Genomic DNA, 25,840 nt, shown 5'->3' with positions numbered 1-25,840 from the left:
GGGCACTCGTTCTACTCGGCCCGACGACGACGCGTCCAGATCGTTCGACGCCTGCGCACGGAAGTTGCCCGACATGGAGCCTGCCGTGAAAATCAGCGACGGAAAGCCCACGCCCTGCGAGGAGGCAGACCATGGACGAGGAAAACGGCGGACACGACGTGTGGCTCGACGACCAAGGGCACGAAGTGGTGTGCCTGCGGCGTTGGAAGGACACCTGGCCCGCCGACGACCCGCACGCCAACTTCAAGACGGAGGTGGCCTCGTACGGCCTGCTGGACCCGCTGGTCACGGTGCGGGGCATGTCCCGCAACCTCGACATTCCGGTGGGCGCCATCGCCCGCTACGTCCTGGCGAAATGGGCTACGGGCGGTAGCGGCGGCCTCCTGGAACTCGGGCCCGTGATGGTGCCCCGGCTGTGGGAGCCGATCGCCGCGGCCGAGGAGGCCGACAGCGACGAGAAGCGGCTCGCGGCGTATCACCAACTCCGTCAGATGATTTCCTGGCTGAAGATCCCGCTGGACCGTCCTGAGGTTTACCCGGCCCAGCACGATTGATCCGCCGCCACGGTGTTCAGCCGAGGAAGTTCCCTAGTCGAACACGACCTCCGCGTCATTCCGCAACACGGACCCACTGGAGTCGAGGAAAATGCCCGTGGAACTGAACGCCCCTTACGACCACGTCGTACTGATTTCCATCGACACATTGCGCAGTGACGCGCTCTCGTGCAATCCGATGAAGCTGTGGCCGCACAAATACAGCGGGGTTCGGCCGGTGCGCACCACCGTGCTGGACGAACTGGCGGGCAGCGGAGCCTACTTCCCGAACGTGATCAGCGCGGCTCCCTACACGGCGGCTGCCCACGGTGCCATCTTCAGCGGTCAGTACCCCCTGCACAACGGCCTGCACGAGTTCTACAACGGCTCGCTGCGCGCCCCCACCGTCTTCACCTACGGGCGCCGCGCGGGCCGGGCCACGGTCCTCAAGACCGACTTCCCCATCATCCTGGGATCGCAGCTGGGCTACACGCGCGACATCGACACCTACATCGTGGAGGACGACGACTCCTTCATCGAGGCCGTCATCGAGGCCGACCAGTCCGTGGCCTGCGCCCACTTCGGTGCGGTCCACTCACCGTACGGCTTCCACAACCTGGCCTTCGGCGGTGACGCCTACCGCGAGAAGGTCGCCGAGCTGACGGCCGAGCTGCCCAAGTCGCTGCCCTTCACCGATCTGCTGGTGGAGAGCTACCGCGACCCCGAGGACACCGAACTGCTCGTGCGCTATAAGCGGGCGATCGCCTATCTGCACGCGGAAGGCCAGTACGACCGGCTGTTCCAGATCTATCTGGACGGCGTGCAGCACTTCCTGGAGTCGCGCTTCGCCCACTTCGTCGAGCGGTTGCGCGAGCGGATGGCGGCGGCGGACCGGCGCATGCTGCTGGTGGTCTTCGCCGATCACGGCGAGGAGTTCGACGAGCGCACCAACGGCCACTTCAACTCGATGGCCGAAGCCGTACTGCGCGTACCGTTGATCATCGTGGGCGACGATGTCGCCCCCGCAGTCCACCGCAACCGTGTCCGCACCATCGACATCGCGCCCACCGTCCTGGACCTGGCGGGTATCCCCGCTCCCGCCACGGGCGTCTTCGACGGCCGCTCCCTGGCCCCGGTGGTCCGCGGCGCGGAGAAGCTGAGCGGCGACGCGCCCGCCATCGCCGAGGCGTACACCTCGGAGCTCAACGAGTTCGTCACCTTCCAGCAGCGGCAGCTCGCCGGGCAGCAGCCGGGTGCCCTGCGGCACTACCTCGTCGGGCACACCGCCTATCTGGAGGACCGGCGCGTGGTGCGGCTCACCCGCCAGTACAGCGAGTGGTTCCAGCAGATGCAGTCGACGGAGATGGCATGGGTCGAACGGTTCGACGAGTCGTCGGTGCCCCGTCGCGACCCCGCGGACGACGGGGCCGATCTGCTGGCCGCGCTCGACGACTACCGAACCGCACTGCGCGAGCCGGACCAGGTGTCCTTCACCGATGAGATCCGCGGTCAGCTGCGTGCGCTCGGCTACTCGGTCTGACATGACGTCACATCGCACCGGGGCCGCCGACGCCGCCTCGCCCGACGTCACCCGGACCGGTCTCACGAGCGACCTCGGCGGCCCCGGCTGGAACCCGCGCACGGCCACCCACGAGGAGGAGGTGGCCGCCGGTGTTCTGTGGACCGGCTGCGGCTACCGATCGGAGTGGGGGCCGTTGCGTGACGTCCTGCTGTCCGAGCCGCCCGCCAGCATCGCCTCGGTCACGGACCCCGCCGGTCAGTTGATGCGCTCACCCGTCGATCCGGGACGTATGCGCGAACAGTTCGCGGCGGTGGTCGAGGCCTACCGGGCGCGGGGCGTGAGCGTGCACACCTTCGCCCCGCCTGTCACGGCGGACCCGAACATCGTCTTCGTGCGGGACCTCTTCATGGCCACGCCCCAGGGCGCGATCCTGGCCCGTCCCGCGTCGGCCCAGCGGGCCGGCGAGGAGCGGCACGCGGCGGCGGCGCTGGCCGCCCTGGGCGTTCCCCTGCTGCGCACGATGACCGGCACCGCCGCCTTCGAAGGGGCCGACGCTCTCTGGGTGGACGAGCACACCGTCCTGCTGGGCAGAGGACTGCGCACCGACGATACGGGCATCGGCATCGTGCGCGAAGTGCTCGCCGCGCAGGGCATCGACACCGTGGTGGTGGCGGTGGGCGAGGGTGTGCAGCATCTGCTGGGCTCGGTCGTCTTCGTGGACCACAGGCGTGCGGTGGTCCACAGTGCCGCCCTGAGCCCGTCGCTGCGTACACAACTGACCCTTCGCGGCTATGAGTTGGTGGAGCTGCCGCCCGACGACGAGGTGGTCGGGCGGCGCGCGATGAATCTGGTGACGCTTGGACCCGGCCGAGTCCTGATGCCCGCCAGCTGCCCGGCGACCCGCCGTCGGCTGGAGTCGGCCGGCCTGGAGGTCTTCGACGTCGAGGTCGGCGAGTACGTCAAGGCGGCCGGCGCGCTCGGCTGTCTGACCGGCATCCTGCGGCGCGACGACACGGCGGTCGGCCCGCCGCGGTCGGACTGACGTCCGGCGGCGGGCCGACCCCGTGTCAGTCCGACGGCGCGGCGGGTACGGTCTCGTCCGTGCCCGTCGCCAGCGTGTGCCCGTCCAGCTCCCACGGATCGGTCCGCAGGTCGTAGCTCTCCACGGCGTCACCACCGACCTGCCAGATCACCTTCCGGCGCCCGCCCTGCGCGTCGTCCAGCCGGACCGACGACAAGGGCAGCAGATCGGGATACTTCCCGTCCGCCCTGCGCTCCTCCGGGTAGTAGGTCTCGCTGTAGGCAGGACGGGAGTTAGCGGTCGGCTCCGGCCGCAGAAACTCCGTCAGCGACGCACCGTCCACGCTTCCACAGTCGAGGCCGAGAATGTCCAGCACGGTCGGAGCGATGTCCACCAGACGGACCTGCCGGTCCGTCTCCGCGCCGCGCGGCAGTCCCGGGCCGGAGAAGATCAACGGCACGTGCTGGGTGGTGTCGAACAGCAGACAGCCGTGTCCCTCCTCGTAGGGATGTCCCAGCGGGCCCGCGTGGTCGTTGGGGTACCAGCCGGCGAGGTCCTCGCCGTGGTCGGAGAAGCACACGATCAACGTGTCATCGAGGTCGTGCCCCATCTCCTCCATGCGGGCCAGCATCTTCCCCAGATAGTGGTCGCTGTAGGCGACCTCGCCCTCGTAGGGGTTGTCGGCCGTGGGGCAGACGTCCTCAGGAGGCTCGTAGGGCCAGTGCGCGTCGAAGAAGTGGGCGAAGAGGAAGAACGGCTGCTCTTGCCGCGACAGCCAGTCCATGGCGCGATCCACCACCACGGGGGCCCGCTTCAGGGCCAGTCCGCGCATCTTCACGTCCGGCACGGTCAACGGATCGCTGCCGTCCGGCAGCCGGGGGATCTCGTCGTCGTAGAAGTCGAATCCCCGGTCCATCCCGTACCACTTGTTGAGTCCGGGGCAGGAGACGACCGCGCCCGTGGCGTACCCGGCGTCACGCAGCCTTTCGGCCAACGGGACGGCGTCCGGGGCAAGTTGCTCGCGCAGCAGATGGCGGATGCCGTGCCGGGCCGGCTGGAGGCCGGTGAAGACGCTGGCGTGGCTTATCGGTGTCAACGGCGCAGAGGAGATGGCCTGCCGGAATGTGGTGCCCCGGCGGCGGAGGCCTTCGATGCCCGGCATCTTCCCGGAGTAGGCGACATCGGCCCGGACGGTGTCCAGGGAGACGAGCAGCACATTGGGCACGTCCTGTTCCCTTCAGGGTTGCTGATGGAGCGTTGATGGATCACTGATCGAGGCTTCGTAGGCTTCCTGACGGAAGCGGGTGTTCCGTTGGATCCCTCAGGACGGAGGTCTCATGTCAGCTGAGGAAGATCGGCTACGCCACATCCCTCAAGAACCTGTGCACTTGGTCCCGGTCGACGCTCTGTCCGTCGATGCCTGTCCCAGACTGTCGGGAGAGGACCCGGACCATCTCCGGATACTGCTGGAGACCCCGAACGAACTGCCCCCCATACTCGTCCACCGGCCCACCATGCGGGTCATCGACGGCATGCACCGACTCAGTGTGGCCCGGCTGCGCGGACAGTCCCAGATCGCCGTGCGCTACTTCGACGGCGCCGAGGAGGACGCCTTCGTCCTGTCCGTGCAGAACAACGTCCGCCACGGACTTCCCCTGTCCCTGGCCGATCGCACCGCCGCCGCCACCCGTATCGCCCGCTCCCACCCCCACTGGTCGGACCGGACCATAGCCCGCACCAGCGGGCTGTCCCCGAAGACCGTCGCCGCCATCCGCCGGCGTTCATCCGCGGAAATTCCCCCCTCGAACACCCGCGTCGGCCAAGACGGACGGAGTCGTCCCATCGACGCAGGCGAAGGCCGCCGCCGTGCCAGCCACCTCATCACCGCCCACCCCACCATGCCTCTTCGCGAGGTCGCCACGAAAGCCGGCATCTCCCTGGGCACCGCCCACGACGTGAGTGAACGCTTACGCACGGGACGCGACCCCCTCCCGGAACGTGTCCGCCGGACCGGCCCCCGTGCGCCCGAACCCCAGCCGCTCCCCACCCCTCACCTCGCCGACACCCCCCACCCCCCACCAGCGCGGACCGTCCCCGCGGAGGACACCCCACCATCCCGCGTCCTGCGTCTGCCCGAGCGTCCCCGCACCCCCGCCACCCTGCTGCACGTGCTGCGCAAGGACCCTTCCCTGCGCCTCACCGACACCGGACGGGCCCTCCTGCGGCTGTTCGACGCTCAAGCACAGCTCGTGCCACAGTGGGACCGGCTCGTCGACAGCTTCCCGCAGCACTGCGCCGACATGATCATCGACCTCGCCGACACCTACGCCACGTACTGGCAACACATTGCTGCACATCTGCGCACCGCCACGGCCGAAACCGACCGCACCCAACGCATCAGTAGCTGAGAGATCTCTCTAGTCGACTGGCAAAGGAGCGCTTCATGGCACCCAAATCCCTCGCCCTGGAGTTGTACGCGAACGCCGATGAACTGGTGGACCACCAGTTCATGAACCAGATGCGCGAGCAGGACGCCACCCCGGTCTCCACGGACCCGTCACTGCCACGTTTCACCCTCGTCGTAGGTCCGTCCCCGTTCACCATGCCGCGCGGCTGGGAATTCTTCCTCACCTCGCCGTACGAGGGCGCGACCTACATATCGACCGTCCTGCACAACGCCGGCTATCCGGTACGCATCGTCGACGTCCGCTACGACCTCGACCCGCTGAAATCGGCCTACGACCAGATCGTCGGGCAGACCGACGTGCTGGGTCTGTGCACCTTCGAGGACAACTTTCCCTTCTGCCAGGAGCTGCTGGAGAAGGTCCGCGAGTCCGAGCCGGACGTGCCCATCATCGTGGGCGGCTCCCTGTGCACGTCGGTGCCGCACATCTTCATGGAGCACACCGCGGCGGACGTCGTCGTCATCAGCGAGGGCGAGATCACCATCCTCGAACTGATGGAGAGCTACGCCTCCGGCAACTGGTCCCGGGACCTGCCCAACATCCGGGGCATCTGCTACCGCACCCCGGAGGGCCAGGCCAAACGCACCCGGGCCCGCGGTCAGATGATGGACCTCGACGCGCTGCCCCGCATGCGCCTGGACCTGTGGCCCCAGTACCACAGCCCGATGGGCCTCCAGCCGCAGATCATCTCTTCCTACAGCCGCGGCTGCAAGATGGACTGTTCCTTCTGCTACCGCACGACGCCGCAGGTCAGGGCGAAATCGCCGGAGAAGATGGACCGGGACATGGCCTGGCTGAAGAGCCAGTACGGCATCGAGTTCTCGTTCTTCGTCGACCTGACGTTCAGCTCGCACCGCAAACAGACGCTTGAGATCTGCGACGTCATCAAGGACCACGACATCCGCTGGACGTGCCTGACCCGGTGCGCCGACATGGACGAGCCCCGCATCAACGCCATGCGCGACTCCGGCTGCGACATCATCCTCTACGGCGTGGAGTCGCTCGGCAGCGAGGTGCTGCGCGAGGCGCGCAAGGGCAGCAGCGAGAACCTGACCGTGCGCGCGATGCGAACCACCTTCGACGCCGGTGTGCGTTTCGGTTCCCTGCTCATCGTGGGTCTGCCCAACGAGAGCGAGGAATCGCTCAACCACATGGTCGAGTTCGCCGAGACGTACAACCACGTCACACGGGTGAAGTACCTGTCGGCCATGCCCGGCACCACGATCTACAAGCAGGCCATCGCCTCGGGCACGATCCGCTCCGAGATCGACCACCTGAATTGGCTGTCGGTCGAACAGGCTCTGCACGAGGACGAGTTCCTCAACGTCTCCGGACTGCCGGAGCAGGTGTGCCGGGACTCCTACAAGCGGGTCTACGACGCCTACCAGCCGGGCCCGGTGATGAACTTCCGTCACTTCCCCGAGCACTTCCAGTACTTCCACCCGCAGCCGGAGGACGGGCAGGAGCGCTCGACCAGCTACGCGGGCCGACAGTGGCGCAGCGAGTTCAGCTCGGCGGCCGGCCCGCTGGCGCCCGGCTCGGACCGCTTCACCCTCGACAAGTGCGCCACGCCCGAGGTGGCCCAGGCCGGCAGCAGCCTGATGGACTGCGGCGCCAAGACGATGACGTCACCGACGCTGGCCGGTGTCGGCGAGGCATGACCGACCAAGACGGTCCCATCCTGATCATCGGGACCGAACGTTCCGGCTCCAACCTGCTGAGGCTGATCCTCAACGCCCATTCGCGGATCACCGTCCCTCATCCCCCGCATTTCATGCGGTTCCTCACGCCCGTCGCCGGGTCCTACGGAGACCTGTCGGACCCGGCCGGGCGTGCGAGAGCGGTGGGCGATGCCCTCGGTCTGCTGCGTCGGCACATCCATCCGTGGCAGCACCCGGTCGCGTCCGACCGGGTGCTGGCCGCGGCCAGCACCGCACCGGGGCTGTTCGGGATCGTGGCTGCCATCTACGAGGAACAGCGCATCGCCACGGGAAAGGCCCGCTGGGGATGCAAGAGCACCTTCATGGTGGATCACGTGGCCGAGGTGCTGGCCGTCCATCCGGACGCACGGTTCGTGTGGCTGGTACGCGACCCGTGCGACGTGGCCTCCTCCGCCAAGCACGCGGTGTTCGGCCCCAGCCACCCGTACCGCATGGCACAGCTGTGGCGGGCCCAGCAGGAGCGCGCCCAGGCGGCGTTGGAGGACTACGGCAGCGAGGTGGTGCACCTGCTGCGCTACGAGGACCTGGTGTCGCGTACGCCGGAGGAGGTCGGCCGGCTCTGCGCCTTCCTGGACGAGCGTCCGGAGCCGGCCATGTTCGAGCACCACAAGTCCGCCGACGCACGCCGGACGGCACGGTTGGCGAAAGCCTGGCAGCAGGCCGGCCGGCCGGTCGCCACCGACCGTATCGGCACCGGCCGGCAGGGACTGACCCACAGCGAACGGCTGCTGGTAGACAAGGTGACCGGGCCGATGAAACGGTCACTCGGCTATGCGGTCGACCCCGCGGCCCGCACCGAACCGGATCCGTCGCCGCTGGCCGTGACCGTACGCTCGGCCTGGCTGCGCGCGCGCATCGAGTGGAACTCCCTGCGCGAGGACGCCAACCACCACGCACGGGTCCGCCGCGACGTGTACGTGCGGTGGCTCCGTCTCCGGACGGCCCTGGGACGCGGTCGCGCCCCGCTGACAGGGACAGCGCCCCGTCTCCCAGCGCGCCGCACCGCTCTCTGACGCCGCGCAGCCCAACACACGACCGACGACCGTTCTTACCCGGTCGACCGCGCCCTGCCCGCTCGCGACAGGGTGCGACAGACCCGGGGCCGACCGCGAGGAGTTCTTCTTGACCATCAGTCGCAAGGACGTAGCCGAACACTTCTCCCTGCGGGCACCCACCTACGACCGCTCCAGCTCCTGGTGCACCGACACCGACCTGGGCGATCTGCTGCTCGAACTCGCCCGGCCCGAGCGGCACCACCGCGTTCTCGACGTGGCCTGCGGCACCGGCCTGGTGTCACGTCTGTTCAGCGGACGGGTCGCGGAGCTGGTCGGCGTCGACCTCACCGAGGAGATGGCCGAACAAGCCGCGCCCCATCTCGACCGTCTGGTCATCAGTCCGGCCGAGCACCTCCCCTTCGAGGACTCCACCTTCGACGTCGTCGTATGCCGGCAGGGCATCCAGTTCATGGATCTGCCGGACGCGGTGGCAGAAATGGTCCGGGTGGTCCGGCCCGGAGGGCGGGTCGTCGTGGTCAACCTCTGCGCCTACGACAAGACCGACCGCGAGGAGTACTTCGAGATCCTGCGGCTGCGCAACCCCGTACGGCGTCACTTCTTCCTCCCCTCCGACCTGGAGGACCTGCTGCGCAAGGCGGGATGCGACCGGACGGACACCCGCTCCTACGTGTCGCTGGAGGACGTGGACATCTGGTCGGACAACGGCGCCATCGAGGAGGGGCGGCGTGAGGCGATCCGCGAGGTGTACCGCACCGCCTCCCTGAACTTCCGTTCCCTGCACGCCGTCCGTGAGGCCGACGGCCGGTTCACCGATCACATGTTGTTCGTGCTGGCGGCGGGCACCAAGCCGGAACCCGGGCCCACCCCTTCCGAGGAGAGCAATGACGCATCTGTCCGACGCACTCGCGGGTGAACTGCGTGCGGCGCTGGCCGCCGAGGCGGCCTCCGCGGTGCGCTACACCTACTTCGCCCAGACAGCCGAGATCGAGGGGCACGGGGAGATCGCGCGGCTGTTCACAGAGTTGGCCGACAGCCTCGTCTGCGCCGCGCACGGCCATCTGGACGTGCTGCGCGAGGTCGGAGACCCCGAGCGCACGGACGGTGTCGGCGACACGCGGCTGAACCTGGCCTCCAGCGTGGTCGGCGCCCTCCACGACTCCGGCGAGCTCTATCCCCGGCTGACGACGGCCACCCATGAAGAAGGACACGCCGATGCGGCGAGCTGGCTGAGCACGCTCACGGCACTGAAGAAGCGGCACACCGGCCGTCTCAAGACCGCGTTGGACCAGCTCACCGCGTCCGGCGCACAGCCCGCTCTTCTCACCTCTCCGGGAGGAACGGATGACTGAGGATCTCCTCACGCAGACCGCGGTGGTGGCGGACCGGTACGACGCCTCGTCGATCGTCGTGTTCTCCGGCCTGCAGGCCGTACGCCGCAACCCGTCCATGTACATCGGGTCGACCACGGCGGACGGCCTGCACCACCTCGTGTTCGAGCTGCTGGACAACGCCGTGGACGAGCACAAGGCCGGCTACTGCACGACCCTGTCGGTGACCCTGCGCGCCGACGGTACCTGCGTCGTCGAGGACGACGGCCGTGGCATCCCCGTGGATCCGCATCCCGATTCGGGCCGCCCTGCCTGCGAGGTCGTGCTCACCACCCTCCACTCCGGCGGCAAGTTCACCGCGGGAAACTACGTGCACTCCGCCGGTCTGCACGGCGTGGGCCTGTCGTGCGTGAATGCCCTGTCCGCATGGCTGCGCGTGGACGTGCGGCGCGAGGGGCGGCACCACAGCCAGGACTACGAACGCGGTGAGCCGAAGGCCGCGCCGAGCGACCAGGGGCCGACCGAACGGCGCGGCACCACCATCACCTTCCGGCCGGATCCGGAAATCTTCGACACCGTCGAGTTCTCCGCCGCGACACTGGGCGAGCGGCTCCAGGAGATCGCCTTCCTGCACAGCGGACTGACCGCCCGTCTGGTGGACGAGCACACCGGACGGGTGACGCACTACGCCTTCAGCAGCGGGGTGCGCGGCTTCCTGGACCACCTCAACGCCGGCGCGACCACCGTCCACCCCGAGCCGGTGGTCGTGTCGTTCGCCGACGACGCCTCGGTCTCGTTCGACCTCGCCTTCCAATGGACCGAGGGATACACCGAGGAGTTGCGCAGCTTCGTCAACGGCGTACGCACCGACCAGGGCGGAGCCCATGTGGACGGTATCCGGGCGGCATTGTCCGAAGTGATCAACCGCTACGCCACCGCCCAGGGACTGCTGGACTCGCGCACCGGCGAACGCATCACCACCGTGGACGTCCTGGAAGGGCTCACTGCGGTTGTATCCCTGCGGATGGCCGCTCCGCGGTTCGACGGGCAGACCAAGAAGCGCCTTCAGAACGCCGAGGTCGACCGTGTGGTGCACGACGCGGTGGAGGCCGAGTTCACACGACGTCTTGAGAGCGACGACCAACTGGGACGGGTGGTGGCGCATCGCGTGCTGGACGCCGCCCGGGCCCGGCTCGCCGCCCGCCTGGCCGGCCGAACCGCCCGCCACCAGCGTCGTGAGCTGGACATCGACTACACCGTCTACCAGCGGCAGTTCGGGATCCGGTCCAAGAACTGGCACGACTCGTGCACCTGGCTGACGGACGAGGAACTGCTCAGCAAGCACGTCGAGATGTGCGAGGTGCCGACCGACGCCAGGATGCTCGACGTGTGCTGCGGCAGCGGTGTCGTGGGCGGCTCCTTCAGGGGTCGGGTCGGTGAGATGGTCGGCCTCGACCTCACCCCTGAGATGGTCGAACTGGCGTCGACCCGGCTGGATCGTGTGGACCGCGGGACCGTCTACGACCTGCCGTACCCGGAGGGCTCCTTCGATCTGGTGGTCACCCGCGAAGTGCTGCACCTGCTGCCGCAGCCCGAGCGTCCCGTGTCGGAGATCTTCCGGGTCCTGCGCCCCGGCGGGCAGTTCATCGTCGGCCAGATCGTGCCCTTCGCCGACGAGGACGCCTTCTGGATGTACCGCGTCTTCAAGAAGAAGCAGCCGCTGCTCTACCAGATGTTCCGCGAGGAGGAGTTCCGCTCCCTGCTGACCGGAGCGGGTTTCACAGATGTGCGGATGACGGAGCATCTGTTGTGGGAGTCCATCGACCAGTGGATCGACACCCACGAGACGACCCCCGCGCACCGGCGCGAGATCCAGCAGTTGTTCTACGACGCACCTCCCGAGGTCCGCGCCGTCCATCCGTTCGAGGTGCTGCCCGACGGATCGATCCGGGACCAATGGCGATGGTGTGTGTATTCGCTCAGGAAGCCCCTGTGATCCGGGCGACGGACGAGCACCTCGGCGCTCCCGCGCCCGATGTCCTGCCGGCGTTGCACGACCGGCTGAAGCAGCTCAGGCAGGAACGGGCCCATTCCGTGGAGGACTTCACCAGCCAGGTGAGGTCCGTGCTGGTCATCGCCTCCAGCTCGCGCGGCGGCTCCAGCATGCTCACCGAGACACTGCGCGCCTCGCAGGACCTGCTCCATCTCCAGGCCGAGATCAATCCGTTCCTGCGTCTGGTGGACCTCGTCCACCCGGCCAGCGGCACCGGCTCCGACAGGCTCGACGCCAGGCATCTCGACTCGCTGGTGCCGGCCGCGCGGCAGCTGCTCGATCAGGAGCTGGCCTGTGACGCCGGCACCGCGTCCGCCGAGACGGACCCCGAGCAGCTGGCGCTGGATGTCGCCTGGCGGCTCACCGTCCAGTGGCCGCACCTGCCGATCGATCCGCTGGAGATCGCCGCGCAGTCCAGAAAACTGCTGGGCCGGGTTCCGACGCCGGACCCAGGTGAGGTGACCCTGTCGACGCTGCGGCATCTGCATCGACAGGGGCTGGCAGTCAGCCCCTGGTACTACGACCTGCCGCGTGACCTGTTGCGCCGGGAGGGGTTCGGTGCGCCCTCGCCGCAGGCACCCGGGCCGGTGCTGGTCGAGGAGCCGCCTTTCGTACTGGCCCGCCCGTGGCGCAGAGCGACGCCGGCCGACCTGCGCGAGCGCACCTTGGTGATCAAGACACCCAGCAACGTCTACCGGCTGGAATTCCTGCGGGCACTGTTCCCCAACGCCCGTGTGCGGATACTGCACCTGACCCGCAATCCGGCGGCCGCGGTGAACGGCCTGTACGACGGGTGGCTGCACAACGGCTTCCACGCACACCGCGTCAACACCCCTCTGGGCATCGCGGACTATGTGGAGCGGTGCGAGGACAACCGGTGGTGGTGGAAGTTCGATCTGCCGCCCGGCTGGCAGCAGTTCACCGATGCCCCTCTGCTCAACGTGTGCGCCTTCCAGTGGCGCAGCAGTCATCAGGCCGTGCTCGACGACCTCGAGTCCGGCAAGTCGGAGAGTCTGACCCTGCGGTTCGAGGACTTCATCGGTGGTGCCGAGCGCCGTGTCGCGGCCTTCGAGCGGTTGAGTCGATGGCTCGGCATCCCGCTGCGGAACGCTTTCCGGCGGGCCGTCCACCGGGGCATCGCCCCTGTCGTCGCCACCGCTGAGCCTCGTGCGGGCCGCTGGCAGAGCCGCGCCGACCTGATCGGGCAGGCGCTGGACAAGGCGACCCTTCACGTGGCCGACCGTCTCGGCTACGCCGACCCCGCTCACTGGATCTGACGGAGGAACACATGAGCTCACAAGAGGTGCCGTCCGCGACCGGCTCGGTCGAGATCGTCGACGGGCAGGCGGCCGAGATCCTGCTCGGCCGCCGGCTGGCGGGTTTCATCCGCGATGTCCCCGACTACCCGCGCCCGGGTGTCGTCTTCAAGGACATCGCACCTTTGCTGGCCGATCCGCAGGCGCTGTCCCTGCTGGTCGACGTGCTGTCCGCGATGTGTCGCAGGCGTGGCGCCACGAAGGTGGCCGGACTGGAGGCGCGCGGGTTCCTGCTCGCCGCTCCGGTGGCCGTGCAGTGCGGCATCGGGTGTGTTCCGGTGCGCAAGGCCGGCAAGCTGCCGGGCGCCACCTTCAGACGGAGCTACGAGCTGGAGTACGGCACGGCGGAACTTGAGATCCAGCAGGACGCCTTCGCCCCGGAGGACCGCGTGGTCGTGATCGACGACGTCCTGGCCACCGGTGGGACCGCGGAGGCGGCCATCGACCTGATCCGGTCCGGCGGTGCCCAGGTCACGGGTGTGGCCGTCCTGATGGAACTGACGTTCCTCGCGGGCCGGAAACGTCTCCATGGCCCGCTCGGCGGGGACCACGTCGACGCGGCGATCAAAGTCTGACGCCGGGTGGTGTGATCACTCCCAGATCCTGGACGCGGCCAGCGCGACCTCGGTGCGGTTGGAGCAGTCGAACTTCAGCATCAGGTTGGACAGGTGCCGTTTGACGCCGTGGATGGAGATACCCAGCGCACGGGCAATCTGCTGGTTGGTCAGCCCTTGCACCAGGAGCCGCAGCACGGACAGTTCCCTGGCGGTGAGCCGGCTGCTGCGGCGCGCCGACCTGCCGCCGGTCTCCGCCTCCGTGCGCAGCGGAGCTGCGGTCCCCGTGGTCGGTAGCGACATCTGCCGGAACGTTTCCTTGAGGACGTCCAGGGTGATGCACTGCTCCAACAGCCACGCGTCCACGCGGCGACCGTGGGCGAGCCCGGGGTGCAGGGCCGCCGTGTCGGACAGGCTCAGCACGAGTCGCGCGCCGCTCTTGCGGGTCAGCGTGCCCAGAGCGGGCCCGTAGCTGCTCAGTGGCAGGACGCACACGTCGAAGTCAGCGCCGTCGGTGAGCCGGCGTTCGGCGTCTCCGCTGCCCTGGCAGACCACATAACCGCCGATCGCGGGCACCTGGTCGAGCAGTGCGGGAATCCCGTAGAAGGCCAATTCGTTGTGGGCGAGCCACATGACGTTCAACTGCCGAGCGTTCAACCGAGTACTTCTCCCAGCGCATCGATCCAGCAACTTCAGCCTTAAGTAGGAGTATTCCCCACCTGACCGATTCCGAGAAGCCTGCACCTCGAACACGGAACAGGGTTGAATTCCCCATGTGCTTGGACATTGGATGGACGTGATGAGCGAGCTGACTCAACCGTCACGTGCCGCGTAACCCCTCACGCCATTCACGTCTCCCTGACGGCGCCGTTCGTCGTCGATGACACCCCCTGCCGCTAGGAGCGAGAAATGACCGATCTGCCCGACGCCGAGATCGGCGTCATCGGTGGTTCAGGCTTGTATTCCTTCCTCGACGGCGTCACCGAGGTGACAGTCGAAACCCCCTACGGTCCGCCCAGTGACGCGCTGCTCGTCGGCGAGTACTCGGGACGGACCATCGCCTTCCTCCCCCGGCACGGCCGCGGGCACTCCCTCCCGCCCCACCGCATCAACTACCGCGCCAACCTCTGGGCGCTGCGCTCCCTGGGCGTACGCCAGATCCTGGCGCCCTGCGCCGTGGGAGGCCTGCGCCCCGACTTCGGTCCCGGCACCCTCGTCCTGCCCGATCAGGTCGTGGATCGCACCTACGGCCGGGAGCACACCTTCTACGACGGCCACGAGCGGCCGGACGGCGCACTTCCGCAGGTGGTGCACGTCCCGATGGCCGACCCGTACTGCCCTGCGGGCCGCGAGACCGTGCTCGCGGCGGCCCGCGCGGAGGGGTGGGAACCGCGTACGGACGCGACGCTCGTGGTCATCCAGGGTCCGCGCTTCTCCACGCGCGCCGAGTCCCGGTGGAATGCCGCCGCCGGCGGCTCGATCGTCGGCATGACCGGCCTGCCCGAAGCCTCGCTCGCACGCGAACTCGGCCTCTGCTACACGTCGATCGCCCTCGTCACGGACCTCGACGCCGGCGTGGAGGTGGGCGAGGGCGTCACCCACGACGAAGTGCTACGGGTCTTCTCCGAGAACATCGACCGGCTGCGCCCCGTGCTGTTCGGCGCCGTGAAGCGACTCCCCAGCACGCGCTCATGCCCTTGCGGCCACGCCCTGGACGGAGTGGAGACCGGCATCGGCGTGTCCTGATCACCCGCCTCACCCGAGGCGTGACACCGGCACCGAATGCCCTGCTGCTCCATGCCCGCAATATTGGCGATAAAAATTCGGAGCCGGTGCACAGACATGCCCTGATTCGCTTTGAATAGCAGACCGAAAAAGTGGCCGCAAATCTCGCGGGAATGTCTTGCACGGACTGTCTCGGCTCTGATTCAATTTTCATCGCCGGTTCGACCGGCAGAACGAATCCGAAAACCGATTGGAGATCGCTATGCGCGAGTACCGTCGCCCCCAGATCAAGCCCACCGAGATGAAGCGGACGGCTGTCGAAGGTCCGTGATCCGGATGAATTGAGCCCGATAACCACGCAGAATTCTTAATATATCTGCGTGAATCCGGGCACCCGGTCGGCGTGTCCTTCCGGATTCACCGACCAGCAGGCCGGGGAGGAGTCCTCCTCCCCGGCCTGGATCGGTCTCGGACACATCGACACGAAGGAACGACAACTGTGGAAGCACCACCCATGCGGCGTTACGACGTCCGGGTCTCGGTCGGCGAGGACGGCCCCGTACTAATCCAGTACGGCAAGGCGTTCACGCTCAACGCACTCGGACTGGAGATCTGGAAACGGTGCGACGGAAAGACCGGCGTCGCCGACATCAGCGCCGCCATCGCACAGATCTACGCGGCCGACACCGAGCTGATCCAGGCGGACGCCGAGGAGTTCATCGCGACGCTGCGGACGCGCGGTCTCGTCACACCAGCACCGAACTGACCGCCCTACCCCCTTTCCGGGCCGCCGCGGGTTTCCCGGCCGGCGATCCGGCTCAGACGTCCCGCACAGAACACCGCCACAACCGGCCAGGAGAGAACGTGCCCAGCGAGATCTTCCCTGTCTCCATGCTCACCGACATCGGCAGCCGGATAGTCACCGGCACACACGCCGACGCCGCCATCGCCTACATCAGCGGCTCCCTGGTCGAGGGGTACGGCACCGAGACGTCCGACCTCGACATCTACGTCGTGTACGACAACCCCACCCCGCAGCAGGTCCCTGCGGACCGCTCCGACCTGTACGCCATCGAGACCGACTTCGTGGGCGAGTTGCGCACCGACACCGAGGTCTGGTCGTTGCAGTGGCTGACCGACCTGGCGGACCGGATCAGCGGCTGGAAGCCGATGGACTGGTTGGGGGCGCAGTCCTTCGAGAACCGTGACCTGGACCTGGCGCATCGCTTCCGCATCGGACTGCCCATCCTGGGCGAGGACCGGTTCCACGCGCTGTACGAACGCTTCGATTGGCAACGGCTGGCCGGCATCATCATGCTGAAGCGCTTCCTCGCGTACACCGGTGCCGCAGAGGACGCGATCGGGTCGGTGGACGCCGGCCGTCCTGTCGCATCGATGCTCCACTCACGCGACGCGCTCGGGTACGCCGTCGACGCGCTGCTCTCCGCTCACGGCAACACCAACCCCAAGCCCAAGTGGCGGGAGGCGAAGCTCACCGACCTCGGGGACGCCGCGCTGACCAAGCTGTACACCGAGGCCGAGTTGGACCGCTCCAGCGAGCCCGCAGATCTGACGGAGGGCGCCAAGCGACGGCTGAGCGTAGCCAGCGGTATCGCGGCCGAGGTGCTCGCTGTCGCCCTGGAGGCCTGAGGAGCACCCGATGCTCAACGAGCGGGAGCACGAGCGCAAGGACGCGGGCACTCCGGCGGCGAAGGACGCGGACCGAACATGGCGCGGCGCCTTTCGTGTTCTGTGGTCGGCGACCGTGGTCTCCCGCTTCGGCGACGGACTGCGCAAGACCGCCGTCCCCCTGCTGGCGGCGAGTCTGACCTCCTCCCCCTTCCTGCTGTCCCTCGTGTCGGTCGTCAACTACCTGCCCTGGCTCCTGTTCGGCTTGGCCGGAGGCGCGGTGGCCGACCGAGTGGACCGGCAGACCGCAATGTGGGTCACCGATCTGCTGCGGGGCGCCCTGGGCTGTGTCCTCGCCGTCCTGGTGGCCACCGGTCACGCCGGCATGGGCGCCCTCATGCTGGTCGGCTTCGCCCTGTCGTCCCTCCAGACGTTGTTCGACAGCGCCTCGACGTCGATGCTGCCCTCCGTGGTGCCGGCCGACGAACTCACGGTCGCCAACGGCCGCCTCAGCGTGGCGCGCACCATTGCCGAGACCCTGGTGGGCGCGGCCGTCGCGGCCACGCTCTTCGGAGCGGCCCCCTCTCTCCCCTTCGTGCTGGACGCGGTCAGCTTCCTGGCCGCCGCCGTCCTCGTGCTGCGGCTGCGCCTTCCCCCGTCCTCCGGGACAGGGACCGACCGCCGCCGCGCGTCACGGTCACTGCGCCAGGAGATCGGGGAGGGCCTTGCCTGGCTCGGCCGCGACGCACAGGTGCGGACCGTGTGCGGCACCGCGTGGATCGCCAGCACAGGTATGGGCGCCTACGGCAGCACCCTCGTGCTACAGCTGACACGGTCCATGCACACACCCGTCGGCCTGTACGGAGTGGTGATGGCCGGCGCCGGGGTGGGTGGGCTGATCGGCGGCCTGGTCGCGGCCCGGGTCACCCGGGCCTTGGGAACGCGCCGTACCCTCGGCGCCAGCCTGCTGGCCTGTGGGACGGGAGTGGCGCTATTGGCCGTCTGCCCCGACTACCGTGTCGCCACCCTGCTGCTGGCGGTGGTGTACTGCGGGTTCATGGTGTGGAACGCCAACGAGACCACGGTGCTCCAGCAGCGCGTCCCGGATGATCTGCGCGGGCGGGTCTTCGCTGCCAACCACACTCTCAACGTCATGTCGTTGCCTGTCGGCGCGCTGCTCGGCGGCGTGACGGCCGAGCACTTCAGCCTCGCCGCCCCGGACCTGGTGGGCGGCGCGCTGCTGTTGGGCGGTGTCCTGCCGATCTGGCGTCTGACATCCCTGGACAGCCCCGCGGATGGCGTCGAGCCATCCGCGGGGCCTGTTGAGCCGGGTACGGCCCCGCCCGAGACATGAGCCGCAGCCGGTCGTTTCAGCGCGGGACGAACTGCCGCACCTGGTCGACCACGATGGATTCGACGGCGCGGAACGCCGCTACTTCCGGAAGAAAGCTCATGATCCTGGCTTCCTCGTCCACCGCGACGATCCACAGAGGCAGCCCGTCCGTCAGGGTGAGACTCCGCGTGGTGTGAATGACCCCGTCGAGGCCGAACCCCTCCATGGCATGGAACGCGAGGGTGTTGGCCAGCCCATGGACCTTCGCCCTACGGACGATCTCGCAGTACAGGGGCTTGTGTCTCCACGTCGAACCACCGGAGACCGTCACGGTGAGCCTGCAGCCGGCCACCAGATCGAGAGGGCGTGTCTCGTCGGCCACCGTCTCAACGTGTTCCGGCGAGGTACGTGACCGCCAGGCCATCTCGCATCTCCCTTCTCCGCGGCGGGTGTTGGTGCCGGCGTGTCTGCGACGCGGCAGACAGGGCGGGCGCCGCCACCGTTCTCAGCGCCTTCACACCGCCACATCTTGAGGCTGCCTCCGCCGACGCCGCCACCGTTCATCCGGGAGTGTTCCTCCCTCGAACGCGCGCTCGGAGGCTGCTCACCCGAGTCGGCGGCCCTGGGCCGAGTACTCCTGGGCACGGTGGCGCACGATGTCCGGCAGCTCGCCCCGGGCGAGGTCGGCGCACGTGGTGGTTTCGAGCACCTGGCGCAGACTGGCTCGCACAGCCCTCCACACATCGGGCAGTGCCGCCGCGGCACCCGGGTACTGGAGGCTGCTCAGACTCAAGTCCCGCACCTTGGCCAGGGGGCCGTCGACGGCTCGGATCACCGAGGCAAGGCTGATCTTCTCGGCTGCGTCCGCCAGGACGTATCCGCCTCGTGGGCCGCGCACACTGCGCACCAGGTGAGCCAGTCGCAAATCCCGCAGCACCTCGAACAGGAAGCGCACCGGGATGTCCTGACGGGCAGACAACTGCTCGGCCGTCAGTGGCGTTCCGGGTACAGCCGCAAGCTCCGCCATGGCACGCACCGCGTAATCCGTCCTCGCCGAGATCCGCATGCGGCGAACTTCTCACACTCACGCACTCCGGCGAAACCACGCTCCGAGCCTGAACTCGGGGGTTGTTGCCGGTAGTTCATGAAAATGGTGGACTACGGCGTGCCGGCGCACGCAGGGCCCGCTCCGTTCCTCGAAGCGGGTCCCTCCCGCCGGATCCGTCTCTCCGTCAAGCACTCCGCCGGCGCGCACACCTGCCCCGGCGTCGTACGAAGCCAACTCGTCGCACCGGGCAGGAGGCAGCATGACGTCATCCGCATCCGTCATCCGGGGAACCGTGGCCGTCGTGGGAGTGGGCGCGGCCGGCACCCTGGCCGCCATCCAGCTCTGCGAGATCGCCATGCGCCGGCACATCCCGTTGCGGATACTGCTCATCGACCCGGCGCCGGAAGCCGGGCGCGGCAGGGCGTACGCCAGCCGCGATCCGCGCCATCTGCTGAACGTGCCCGCCGGAGGCATGAGTTGTTATCCGGACGATCCCGGTCACTTCGTGCGCTGGCTGTGCCGGCACGGCCAACCCGAGATCACCGCGGCCGACTTCGTCTCCCGCTATCGCTACGGCGCCTACCTCGCGGACACTCTCGGTCAGGCCATCATCGCCGCGCACGGCGTGGCGGAGATCCGGCGGCTGCGTACCCGAGTGACCGACTGTCACTTCCACGGCTGTACCGCCCGGATGGAGCTGGCCGACGGCACCACCGCCGAGGCGGACGGCGTTGTGCTCGCAGTCGGCCCGACCTCCACCTCCTCCGCCAGGCTGCCCGCTCCCCTGCGCACCTGCGACCGCTTCGTCGCCGACGCGTGGGCACCCGGCGTCCTGGACGCCCCCGCCGCCCCCGGGTGCACGGACGACGTACTGCTCGTCGGCACTGGGCTCACCGCCGTCGATGTGGCTCTGCACCTGGAACGAGCCGGCCGCACCGTGTACGCCGTCTCCCGTACGGGGCTGCTCCCCCAGGCCCATCTGGTCACCCCACTGCCGCCGGTGCCGAGCGACGAGTTGCCGACGGCCCTCGGCCTGCCCATGCTGCGCGCCGCGGTGCACCGCCACATCAGCCGGGTCCAGCGCGCCCAGGGCGACTGGCGTCCCGCCGTGGACGGGCTGCGCCCCCGCACCGCGCAGCTGTGGGCCTCCCTGTCCCCCGACGACCGCGCCGAATTCCTGCGCCATGACGCCTCCGTATGGAACACGCACCGCCACCGCATGCCACCGACGACCGCGGAGGTGCTGGCCCGGATGCGCCGGACCCACCGTCTGCACACGCGCCGTGCGGAAGTCACCGCCGCGCACCCCCTCACCCCCACCAGCTGGGCCATCGACCTCAGCGACGGCCACCGCCTCACCGTGGGCTGGATCATCGACTGCACGGGAAGGGGCCTGCCGCTGGCGCAGTCCACCGATGTGCTGTGGCGCAACCTGCGGCGACACGGTCTGGCGGTACCGGGTCCTCTCGGCATCGGCGTGGCCACCCGTCACGGACAGCTCTGCGACGAGGCCGGGCACCCGCGTCACCCTTTGTGGACGCTGGGCGCACCGCGCCAGGGCGAACTGTGGGAGACCACCGCGATCCCTGAGATCCGCGTCCAGGCGGCCGAGGTGGCGGCCCGCGTTCTCGCGCTTCCCGCCTTCCGGGACGCGACCGACTCGCCGAACCCGCGCACCAGGCGGCGTCCCTCGGACGGTGCTGGACTCCCGCTCACCACCCACTCTGCGGCTGCGGCCGCGTACCGCAAGGGAACCGAACGCATGCTCAAGGTGCAGGCGGGCGCCGAGAAGGCCTTCCGCCGCGCCACGACACTCGATCCGGGATTCGCCGTCGCCCATGCGGCCCTCGCTCTGATCGGGTACGAAGGCGGTGCCGACGTGGACATCCCCCGCGCCTTGGCACAGGCCCGCCGGTGCGCCGCCGAGCGAGCCGACGACCGTGAGCGCGCATTCGTCGACATGGTGGCGCAGCGCGTCAGAGGCCAAGCCCAGGAGGCGGACGCCGCCCTGCTCCGCTACCTCGACGCATGGCCCGGCGACCGGCTCGCCCTCGCCGCGGCAGTCCCCACCATCGCGTTCGCGGGGCTGCACGATGCCCATAACGGCACCGCCCGACGACTGGTGGAACAGACCGCGCCCGCACACGGCGGTCACTGGTTCCACACCTCCCTGCTCGCTTTCATGCGTCAGGAAGAGGGCCGTTTCGACGAGGCCGGTCAGCTGGCCGAGCAGGCGCTGGCAGAGGAGCCCAACTCGGGCCACGCCATGCACGCGCTCGCCCACGTGCACTACGAACAGGGCGACCACGCCGTGGGGCGCAGCAGGCTGGACGACTGGCTCGGCGGCCACGGCCGGGGGGCCACGCACCGAGCCCACTTCTCCTGGCACGCGGCTCTTCACGAACTGGCTCTCGACGACAGCGCGGCTGTTCGCCGCAGGTGGACGACTCAGCTGGCGCCCGGAAAGGTCACAGGGGTCCGCGCGCTCGTGGATTCCGGCTCCTTGCTGTGGCGAGCGTGGCTGACCGGTTCCTGGCAAGGTCGCCTCCCCATCACCGACGTCGTGGACGCGGTCGCCGCCGACGCGTTCGAACGGCCGGCCACCGCTTTCACCGCCCTGCACGCCGCGATCGCGCTTACCGCGGCGGGCGACCTGCCGGGGCTGCGACGCCTGCACTCCCACGCCCGGACCGCCGACCTCGCCCAACGGGACGTCATCGCACCGCTGTGCGAGGCGTTCGAGAACCTCGTGGAAGAGGCGTGGCCCCGGGCGGCACAGCAGCTTGAACGTCTCCTGCCGAAACTACCGACTGTCGGCGGCAGCGCCGCGCAACGCGAGATCGTCGAAGAGACCCTGCTGTACGCGCTGGTCTCGGCAGGCCGGTGCGACACGGCCAGAAAGCGCCTACAGCAACGTCTGGACCGCCGCTTCTCCCCGCACGACCGACGCCGGCTCGCGGCACTCCCGGCCTGACGGCCGCGAACGAGTGAAGGCAGGCCCGCAGTTCGAGCCGGCCGGACACGGCGATCGTCGCCGCCGCGCTTTTGAACAAAGAGATGATCGTGAAACCATCTCCCGTAGCGACTCGAAAAGCGGCTTTCTTCTGAGCGGAATTGCAATCGTGGACAAAAAAGGACCTTCGCGCAAGATCGTCATCTCCCCTGGGGACGGTCCCTGGCAAGGCAGCGTCTATCGCACCGCTCAGGGCAACGACCGACGCGACTATCAGGACCTCATGGAACTCATCAGCGCCTTGTCCCACCTCACCGGCTGGCCCCTGCCCACGCCTCTCGACGATTACTAATCTTATTGTCAAGCCGCTGCCGTGACGGGCGGTGACGGTTCGCAGCACCGCCCGTCACGGAGCAGGGCCCACCGAACGTTGACCCGTCGTCGGGCGAGAGCGAGCACGGCCTGGGTCTGCCGTTTACCCTCGACGCGTTGGCGATGGTAGAAGCGGCGGGACTCGTCGCAGTAGCGGATGCTGATCAACGCCGATGTGCAGAAGGCGCGTTGGAGTCCTCCGCTGTATCGCTTCGGTCGGTGAAGGTTCCCGCTGATTCGACCTGAGTCGCGTGGGGCTGGGGCCGTGCCGGCGAAGCCTGCCACGCGGTCTGGGGTGCCGAAGACCGCCATGTCTCCGCCGGTGGACGCGAGGAATTCGGCGCCAAGCAACGGCCCGATGCCGGGCATGCTCGTGATCACCTTCGAGGCCCGGTGCTCGCGAAACCGGACCTCGATCAGCTTGTCGCTGTCGGCGACCTGCCCATTCAGGCGCATCACCTCCTTCGCCAGGGTGTGCACCAGTGGGCTGTCGGCTTCTCGCCGAACACGCTTGTCTGTTGGTGCTCAGCAGCCTCCATGGCAGCCGTGGCCAGTTGGGCGGCGCCGCGGACCTTGCGGTTGCGCAGCCAGGTTTCCAGACGACGGACACCGGCTCGCCGGATGGCCACGTCTGGTAGCCGGTGAGCAATATCAGCGGCCCTGTGTTGGTCAGGTCCGAGGCCCGTTCCAAGTCGGGAAAGATCCCGGTGAGGTGACCTCGCGGGCGGTTGACCACACGGGTGCGGTCGTCTGCCAAATCTCGACGGTGGCGGGTGAGGATCTTGAGTTCGGCCACGAGTTCATCGCCAGGTCGAAGAACCTGAAGGTCTCGGCGAATCCGGGCCTGATCAGCGATGATCGCCGCGTCCTTGGCGTCGGTCTTCCCCTCACCCCGGTAGCGCTCCGAGGCTCGGTTGACCGCCATGCCCGGGATGTAGAGCACGCCCCAGGGCAAGGGTGTCAGCAAGCAGCCTCAGCAGTTCCTCTTCGTCGTTCGCCACGCGCCGCGACAGGAGGTGCTTGCCGCTTTCGTCGATCACCGCGCAGTGGTGATGGCCTTTGCCGGCGTCGACGCCGGCCAGCAGGGCAACGAAGGGGGTGGCGCCGCGCTGTCTGGCCCGGCCGCGGCGCCCGGCCGTGACGTCGGCGCCGACGCCGACGCCGACGCCGAGGGCGAGGGCGAACTCGGCCCGGCCGCCGTCGTATTGCTGTTCCGTCGGCCGTGGACGGTCGAGGGGCAGTTCCAGGACGGGCGGCGCGTCGTGCAGCGCGCGCCGCCAGTACACCCCCTGGTCGCCGAGTCCGCCGCGGAGGACGGCTTGGCGCTGGGTCCGCACATGGTCGGCGTACTGCGCCACCAGCGGCGGCAGCAGGTTTGGGGCGTCGGCCGCGAACGCCTCGTAGAGATGCCCGAGTTCGTCCATCATGACGTTCATCGAGACGCCGTCGTAGATGCTGTGGTGGAACGTCAGCAGGAGTACGTGGCGCTCGGGCCCCAGGGCGAGCAGACGGCCGCGTCCGAGCGGGCCTGCTTCGCGGTCGAACGGCCGCCGTGCCTCGTCGAGTTGGCGGGAGGACACACCTGCGTCGCGGTTCGGGCCGGGGATGTCGGTGAGGTCCTCGAAGGCCAGGGAGAACCCCGCGCCCGGCGGGTCGACGTGCTGGCGCACGTCACCCTCCGTGGCCAATCACCTGGTCACATCGCTTTCTTGCCCACGCTTTACGGACTCTTCCGCTCGTCTTCCTTCGGCACGGCGTATCCGGGCACAGAAGGCCAGCGCAGGGTCAGCACCACGGACTCCTCCTCCGCGGCCCAGGAGTGATCCACGCCCTGCCCCCAGACGACATAGTCGCCCTGCCCTTCCAGCAGCACGCTGCGACCGGGGAACTCCATACGGAAGCGGCCCGAGATCAACACGAGGAAGGTGGTCCGCACCTCGCCCTTCACCCACTGCGCCCGCTGTTCGCCACGTGGGTGAACGCCCCACTTGACCTCCACGGCATCGCTGTGGCGCGGACCGCCCTGCTCCTTGAAGTGACCGAGCAGCCACCCCCGGTCCAGTGCCGCGTCCTTGCCCGCATTACCCACGTACACGCCGTCTTCCATGCGGCGGCACGCTAGCAGTCGATCACTGGGCGGCGGGCCCATCAGGGACGCCGGGTCGTCGGACCCGGTTTCGACAGCGGTCCCGCGGCGGAGCCTGACCCGCTGGTGCCTATCCACAGTTGGGGCAGGTTATGCCTTTCTCCCCGGCCCATACTCGGATCCATGACCGGTAAATCACAGCTCGGGGACTTCCTCCAGGCGCGGCGCTCCCAACTGCGTCCCGAGGATGTCGGTGTGCCCACCTACGGGGAGCGCCGGCGGGTGCCTGGTCTTCGGCGTGAGGAGTTGGCGCTGTTGGCCGGCGTGAGCGCCTCGTACTACACCCGGTTGGAACAGGGGCACTCGCTGAGCGCCTCGCCCGAGGTGTTGGACGCGCTCGCCGGGGCGCTGCGGCTGGACGAGTCCGAGCGGCGGTACCTGCACGACCTGGCCCGGGTGGAACGGCCTCGCTCTCGGGGGCGGCGGCCCGGGCCGGAGCGTGTCACGGAGGCGACGGCTCAGTTGCTGGACGTGCTCGCGGAGGCTCCAGCGCTCGTGCTCGGCCGGCGCGGTGACGTGCTGGCGTGGAACCGCCTGGGTCACGCGCTGTTCGCCGGACACCTGGATCCCGGCGCCCCTGAACTGCCGGCGCGGCGCCCCAACATGGCCCGGCTGGTGTTCCTCGACGCGCACACCCGTGACCTGTACGCGGACTGGCCGGGCAAGGCCAGGGCGGTCGTGGGGAATCTGCGCCTGGTGGCGGCCCGGCATCCGCAGGACACGGCACTGCACGCGTTGCTGGGCGAACTGAGCGCGAGGAGCGGTGAGTTCGCGTCCCTGTGGGCCGACCATCGGGTCAAGGCGTGCACCGTCGCCACCTACGAGATGCGGCACCCGCTGGTCGGCCGACTGACCGTCGTGCAGCAGACCTTGAGCCACGGGCCGGGCCCCCACGTCGTGGTCGCCACCACGGAGGCGGGCTCGCCCTCGCGGGCCGCGCTGGCCCTGCTCGCCCAGGCCGTCACCCGAAGTACCGTCCCGGCCGAGCATCCTCGGTCGGGGGCCCGGGCCGACGCCGGCTGACGTCGCACACCGCCGGCTGACGCTCAGCCGGCACCTCTACGTACCCGTCCCACCCGGACACGGCCGCCGATCGGCCGCCTCC

At 68.9% G+C, this 25,840-nt stretch carries 23 protein-coding genes and 2 pseudogenes; 18 read left to right on the top strand and 7 right to left on the bottom strand.

Going from position 1 to position 25,840, the window contains the following annotated elements:
* Positions 1-131: 131 nt before the first annotated feature.
* From OG226_RS48315 to OG226_RS48305, 3 genes are all read left to right on the top strand, one after another.
* A complete protein-coding gene (locus OG226_RS48315; protein WP_328685877.1) occupies positions 132-554 on the top strand; it encodes a DUF6027 family protein in 423 nt (140 codons plus the stop codon).
* A gap of 91 nt (positions 555-645) precedes the next feature.
* On the top strand, positions 646-2,073 hold the full coding sequence (locus OG226_RS48310) for a sulfatase-like hydrolase/transferase (RefSeq protein WP_329352808.1): 1,428 nt from the start codon (positions 646-648) through the stop codon (positions 2,071-2,073).
* A 1-nt stretch (position 2,074) separates the two neighbouring features.
* Positions 2,075-3,097, top strand: a complete 1,023-nt coding sequence (locus OG226_RS48305; protein WP_329352807.1) for a dimethylarginine dimethylaminohydrolase family protein — start codon at positions 2,075-2,077, stop codon at positions 3,095-3,097.
* A gap of 25 nt (positions 3,098-3,122) precedes the next feature.
* Here the strand turns inward: OG226_RS48305 and OG226_RS48300 are convergent, their stop codons facing one another.
* Positions 3,123-4,301 (bottom strand): sulfatase, encoded by a 1,179-nt coding sequence (locus OG226_RS48300; RefSeq protein WP_329352806.1) that lies wholly within the window; start codon positions 4,299-4,301, stop codon positions 3,123-3,125.
* 112 nt (positions 4,302-4,413) lie between these two features.
* On the opposite strand from OG226_RS48300, the gene OG226_RS48295 reads away from it, so the two are divergent.
* The 8 genes from OG226_RS48295 (at position 4,414) to OG226_RS48260 (ending at position 13,550) form a co-directional block, all read left to right on the top strand.
* Positions 4,414-5,484, top strand: coding sequence for a hypothetical protein (locus OG226_RS48295; RefSeq protein ID WP_328685873.1), 1,071 nt, complete (start codon positions 4,414-4,416; stop codon positions 5,482-5,484).
* Between the two features lie 35 nt (positions 5,485-5,519).
* Positions 5,520-7,202 (top strand): B12-binding domain-containing radical SAM protein, encoded by a 1,683-nt coding sequence (locus OG226_RS48290; protein WP_328685872.1) that lies wholly within the window; start codon positions 5,520-5,522, stop codon positions 7,200-7,202.
* Complete coding sequence (locus OG226_RS48285) at positions 7,199-8,275, top strand: sulfotransferase family protein (protein WP_329352805.1); 1,077 nt, start codon at positions 7,199-7,201, stop codon at positions 8,273-8,275. Before OG226_RS48290 ends, OG226_RS48285 begins: the two co-directional genes overlap by 4 nt.
* 109 nt (positions 8,276-8,384) lie before the next feature.
* Positions 8,385-9,191 (top strand): class I SAM-dependent methyltransferase, encoded by an 807-nt coding sequence (locus tag OG226_RS48280; protein WP_329352804.1) that lies wholly within the window; start codon positions 8,385-8,387, stop codon positions 9,189-9,191.
* The gene (locus OG226_RS48275; protein ID WP_328685869.1) at positions 9,160-9,627 is read left to right on the top strand and encodes a rubrerythrin family protein; all 468 of its coding nucleotides are present in this window, start codon (positions 9,160-9,162) and stop codon (positions 9,625-9,627) included. The genes OG226_RS48280 and OG226_RS48275 overlap by 32 nt, the downstream gene beginning before the upstream one ends.
* Complete coding sequence (locus tag OG226_RS48270) at positions 9,620-11,602, top strand: methyltransferase domain-containing protein (RefSeq protein WP_328685868.1); 1,983 nt, start codon at positions 9,620-9,622, stop codon at positions 11,600-11,602. Before OG226_RS48275 ends, OG226_RS48270 begins: the two co-directional genes overlap by 8 nt.
* A complete protein-coding gene (locus OG226_RS48265; protein WP_329352803.1) occupies positions 11,599-12,936 on the top strand; it encodes a sulfotransferase in 1,338 nt (445 codons plus the stop codon). The genes OG226_RS48270 and OG226_RS48265 overlap by 4 nt, the downstream gene beginning before the upstream one ends.
* An 11-nt stretch (positions 12,937-12,947) precedes the next feature.
* Positions 12,948-13,550 (top strand): adenine phosphoribosyltransferase, encoded by a 603-nt coding sequence (locus OG226_RS48260; protein ID WP_329352802.1) that lies wholly within the window; start codon positions 12,948-12,950, stop codon positions 13,548-13,550.
* Between the two features lie 15 nt (positions 13,551-13,565).
* Here OG226_RS48260 and OG226_RS48255 read toward each other — a convergent pair whose 3' ends face one another.
* Positions 13,566-14,162, bottom strand: coding sequence for a helix-turn-helix transcriptional regulator (locus OG226_RS48255; RefSeq protein ID WP_329353725.1), 597 nt, complete (start codon positions 14,160-14,162; stop codon positions 13,566-13,568).
* Between the two features lie 276 nt (positions 14,163-14,438).
* On the opposite strand from OG226_RS48255, the gene OG226_RS48250 reads away from it, so the two are divergent.
* From OG226_RS48250 to OG226_RS48235, 4 genes are all read left to right on the top strand, one after another.
* Positions 14,439-15,275 (top strand): S-methyl-5'-thioadenosine phosphorylase, encoded by an 837-nt coding sequence (locus tag OG226_RS48250; protein WP_329352801.1) that lies wholly within the window; start codon positions 14,439-14,441, stop codon positions 15,273-15,275.
* A gap of 478 nt (positions 15,276-15,753) precedes the next feature.
* Positions 15,754-16,020 carry a PqqD family protein gene (locus OG226_RS48245; RefSeq protein ID WP_328685863.1) on the top strand — a complete coding sequence of 89 codons (267 nt, stop codon included), beginning with the start codon at positions 15,754-15,756 and terminating at the stop codon, positions 16,018-16,020.
* Positions 16,021-16,118: 98 nt separating this feature from the next.
* Positions 16,119-16,904, top strand: coding sequence for a nucleotidyltransferase domain-containing protein (locus OG226_RS48240; RefSeq protein WP_328685862.1), 786 nt, complete (start codon positions 16,119-16,121; stop codon positions 16,902-16,904).
* Positions 16,905-16,914: 10 nt separating this feature from the next.
* Complete coding sequence (locus tag OG226_RS48235) at positions 16,915-18,237, top strand: MFS transporter (protein WP_329352800.1); 1,323 nt, start codon at positions 16,915-16,917, stop codon at positions 18,235-18,237.
* A gap of 16 nt (positions 18,238-18,253) precedes the next feature.
* Here the strand turns inward: OG226_RS48235 and OG226_RS48230 are convergent, their stop codons facing one another.
* A complete protein-coding gene (locus OG226_RS48230; protein ID WP_329352799.1) occupies positions 18,254-18,598 on the bottom strand; it encodes a DUF190 domain-containing protein in 345 nt (114 codons plus the stop codon).
* Between the two features lie 222 nt (positions 18,599-18,820).
* Positions 18,821-19,282 carry an RrF2 family transcriptional regulator gene (locus OG226_RS48225; RefSeq protein WP_328685859.1) on the bottom strand — a complete coding sequence of 154 codons (462 nt, stop codon included), beginning with the start codon at positions 19,280-19,282 and terminating at the stop codon, positions 18,821-18,823.
* A gap of 241 nt (positions 19,283-19,523) precedes the next feature.
* Between OG226_RS48225 and OG226_RS48220 the strand changes: the two genes are divergently transcribed.
* Together OG226_RS48220 and OG226_RS48215 are read left to right on the top strand one after the other, a co-directional pair.
* Positions 19,524-22,238 (top strand): FAD/NAD(P)-binding protein, encoded by a 2,715-nt coding sequence (locus OG226_RS48220; protein WP_329352798.1) that lies wholly within the window; start codon positions 19,524-19,526, stop codon positions 22,236-22,238.
* 13 nt (positions 22,239-22,251) lie between these two features.
* The gene (locus OG226_RS48215; RefSeq protein ID WP_329352797.1) at positions 22,252-22,569 is read left to right on the top strand and encodes a hypothetical protein; all 318 of its coding nucleotides are present in this window, start codon (positions 22,252-22,254) and stop codon (positions 22,567-22,569) included.
* Positions 22,570-22,577: 8 nt separating this feature from the next.
* Here OG226_RS48215 and OG226_RS48210 read toward each other — a convergent pair.
* The 3 genes and pseudogenes from OG226_RS48210 to OG226_RS48200 all read right to left on the bottom strand — a co-directional run bounded on the left by OG226_RS48210 (position 22,578) and on the right by OG226_RS48200 (position 24,696).
* Positions 22,578-23,674, bottom strand: a pseudogene (locus OG226_RS48210) (IS110 family transposase).
* Positions 23,675-23,749: 75 nt separating this feature from the next.
* Positions 23,750-24,259 (bottom strand): annotated as a pseudogene (locus OG226_RS48205) (condensation domain-containing protein); the annotation flags it as partial.
* 50 nt (positions 24,260-24,309) lie between these two features.
* Positions 24,310-24,696, bottom strand: a complete 387-nt coding sequence (locus tag OG226_RS48200) for a signal peptidase I (RefSeq protein WP_329352796.1) — start codon at positions 24,694-24,696, stop codon at positions 24,310-24,312.
* 162 nt (positions 24,697-24,858) lie between these two features.
* On the opposite strand from OG226_RS48200, the gene OG226_RS48195 reads away from it, so the two are divergent.
* Complete coding sequence (locus OG226_RS48195) at positions 24,859-25,758, top strand: helix-turn-helix domain-containing protein (RefSeq protein WP_328685856.1); 900 nt, start codon at positions 24,859-24,861, stop codon at positions 25,756-25,758.
* The last annotated feature ends 82 nt before the right edge of the window (positions 25,759-25,840 follow it).

The sequence above is a fragment of the Streptomyces sp. NBC_01261 genome (assembly GCF_036226385.1).
Lineage (GTDB): Bacteria > Actinomycetota > Actinomycetes > Streptomycetales > Streptomycetaceae > Streptomyces.
This window is presented reverse-complemented; position numbering and strand designations above follow the sequence as displayed.

Coding starts and splice junctions, on each gene's coding strand:
- OG226_RS48200 (WP_329352796.1), bottom strand. CDS start 24,696: ATGGAAGACGGCGTGTACGTGGGTAATGCGGGCAAGGACGCGGCACTG.
- OG226_RS48220 (WP_329352798.1), top strand. CDS start 19,524: ATGACGTCATCCGCATCCGTCATCCGGGGAACCGTGGCCGTCGTGGGA.
- OG226_RS48290 (WP_328685872.1), top strand. CDS start 5,520: ATGGCACCCAAATCCCTCGCCCTGGAGTTGTACGCGAACGCCGATGAA.
- OG226_RS48315 (WP_328685877.1), top strand. CDS start 132: ATGGACGAGGAAAACGGCGGACACGACGTGTGGCTCGACGACCAAGGG.
- OG226_RS48285 (WP_329352805.1), top strand. CDS start 7,199: ATGACCGACCAAGACGGTCCCATCCTGATCATCGGGACCGAACGTTCC.
- OG226_RS48255 (WP_329353725.1), bottom strand. CDS start 14,162: ATGTGGCTCGCCCACAACGAATTGGCCTTCTACGGGATTCCCGCACTG.
- OG226_RS48235 (WP_329352800.1), top strand. CDS start 16,915: ATGCTCAACGAGCGGGAGCACGAGCGCAAGGACGCGGGCACTCCGGCG.
- OG226_RS48270 (WP_328685868.1), top strand. CDS start 9,620: ATGACTGAGGATCTCCTCACGCAGACCGCGGTGGTGGCGGACCGGTAC.
- OG226_RS48310 (WP_329352808.1), top strand. CDS start 646: ATGCCCGTGGAACTGAACGCCCCTTACGACCACGTCGTACTGATTTCC.
- OG226_RS48305 (WP_329352807.1), top strand. CDS start 2,075: ATGACGTCACATCGCACCGGGGCCGCCGACGCCGCCTCGCCCGACGTC.
- OG226_RS48225 (WP_328685859.1), bottom strand. CDS start 19,282: ATGCGGATCTCGGCGAGGACGGATTACGCGGTGCGTGCCATGGCGGAG.
- OG226_RS48275 (WP_328685869.1), top strand. CDS start 9,160: ATGACGCATCTGTCCGACGCACTCGCGGGTGAACTGCGTGCGGCGCTG.
- OG226_RS48295 (WP_328685873.1), top strand. CDS start 4,414: ATGTCAGCTGAGGAAGATCGGCTACGCCACATCCCTCAAGAACCTGTG.
- OG226_RS48195 (WP_328685856.1), top strand. CDS start 24,859: ATGACCGGTAAATCACAGCTCGGGGACTTCCTCCAGGCGCGGCGCTCC.
- OG226_RS48250 (WP_329352801.1), top strand. CDS start 14,439: ATGACCGATCTGCCCGACGCCGAGATCGGCGTCATCGGTGGTTCAGGC.
- OG226_RS48260 (WP_329352802.1), top strand. CDS start 12,948: ATGAGCTCACAAGAGGTGCCGTCCGCGACCGGCTCGGTCGAGATCGTC.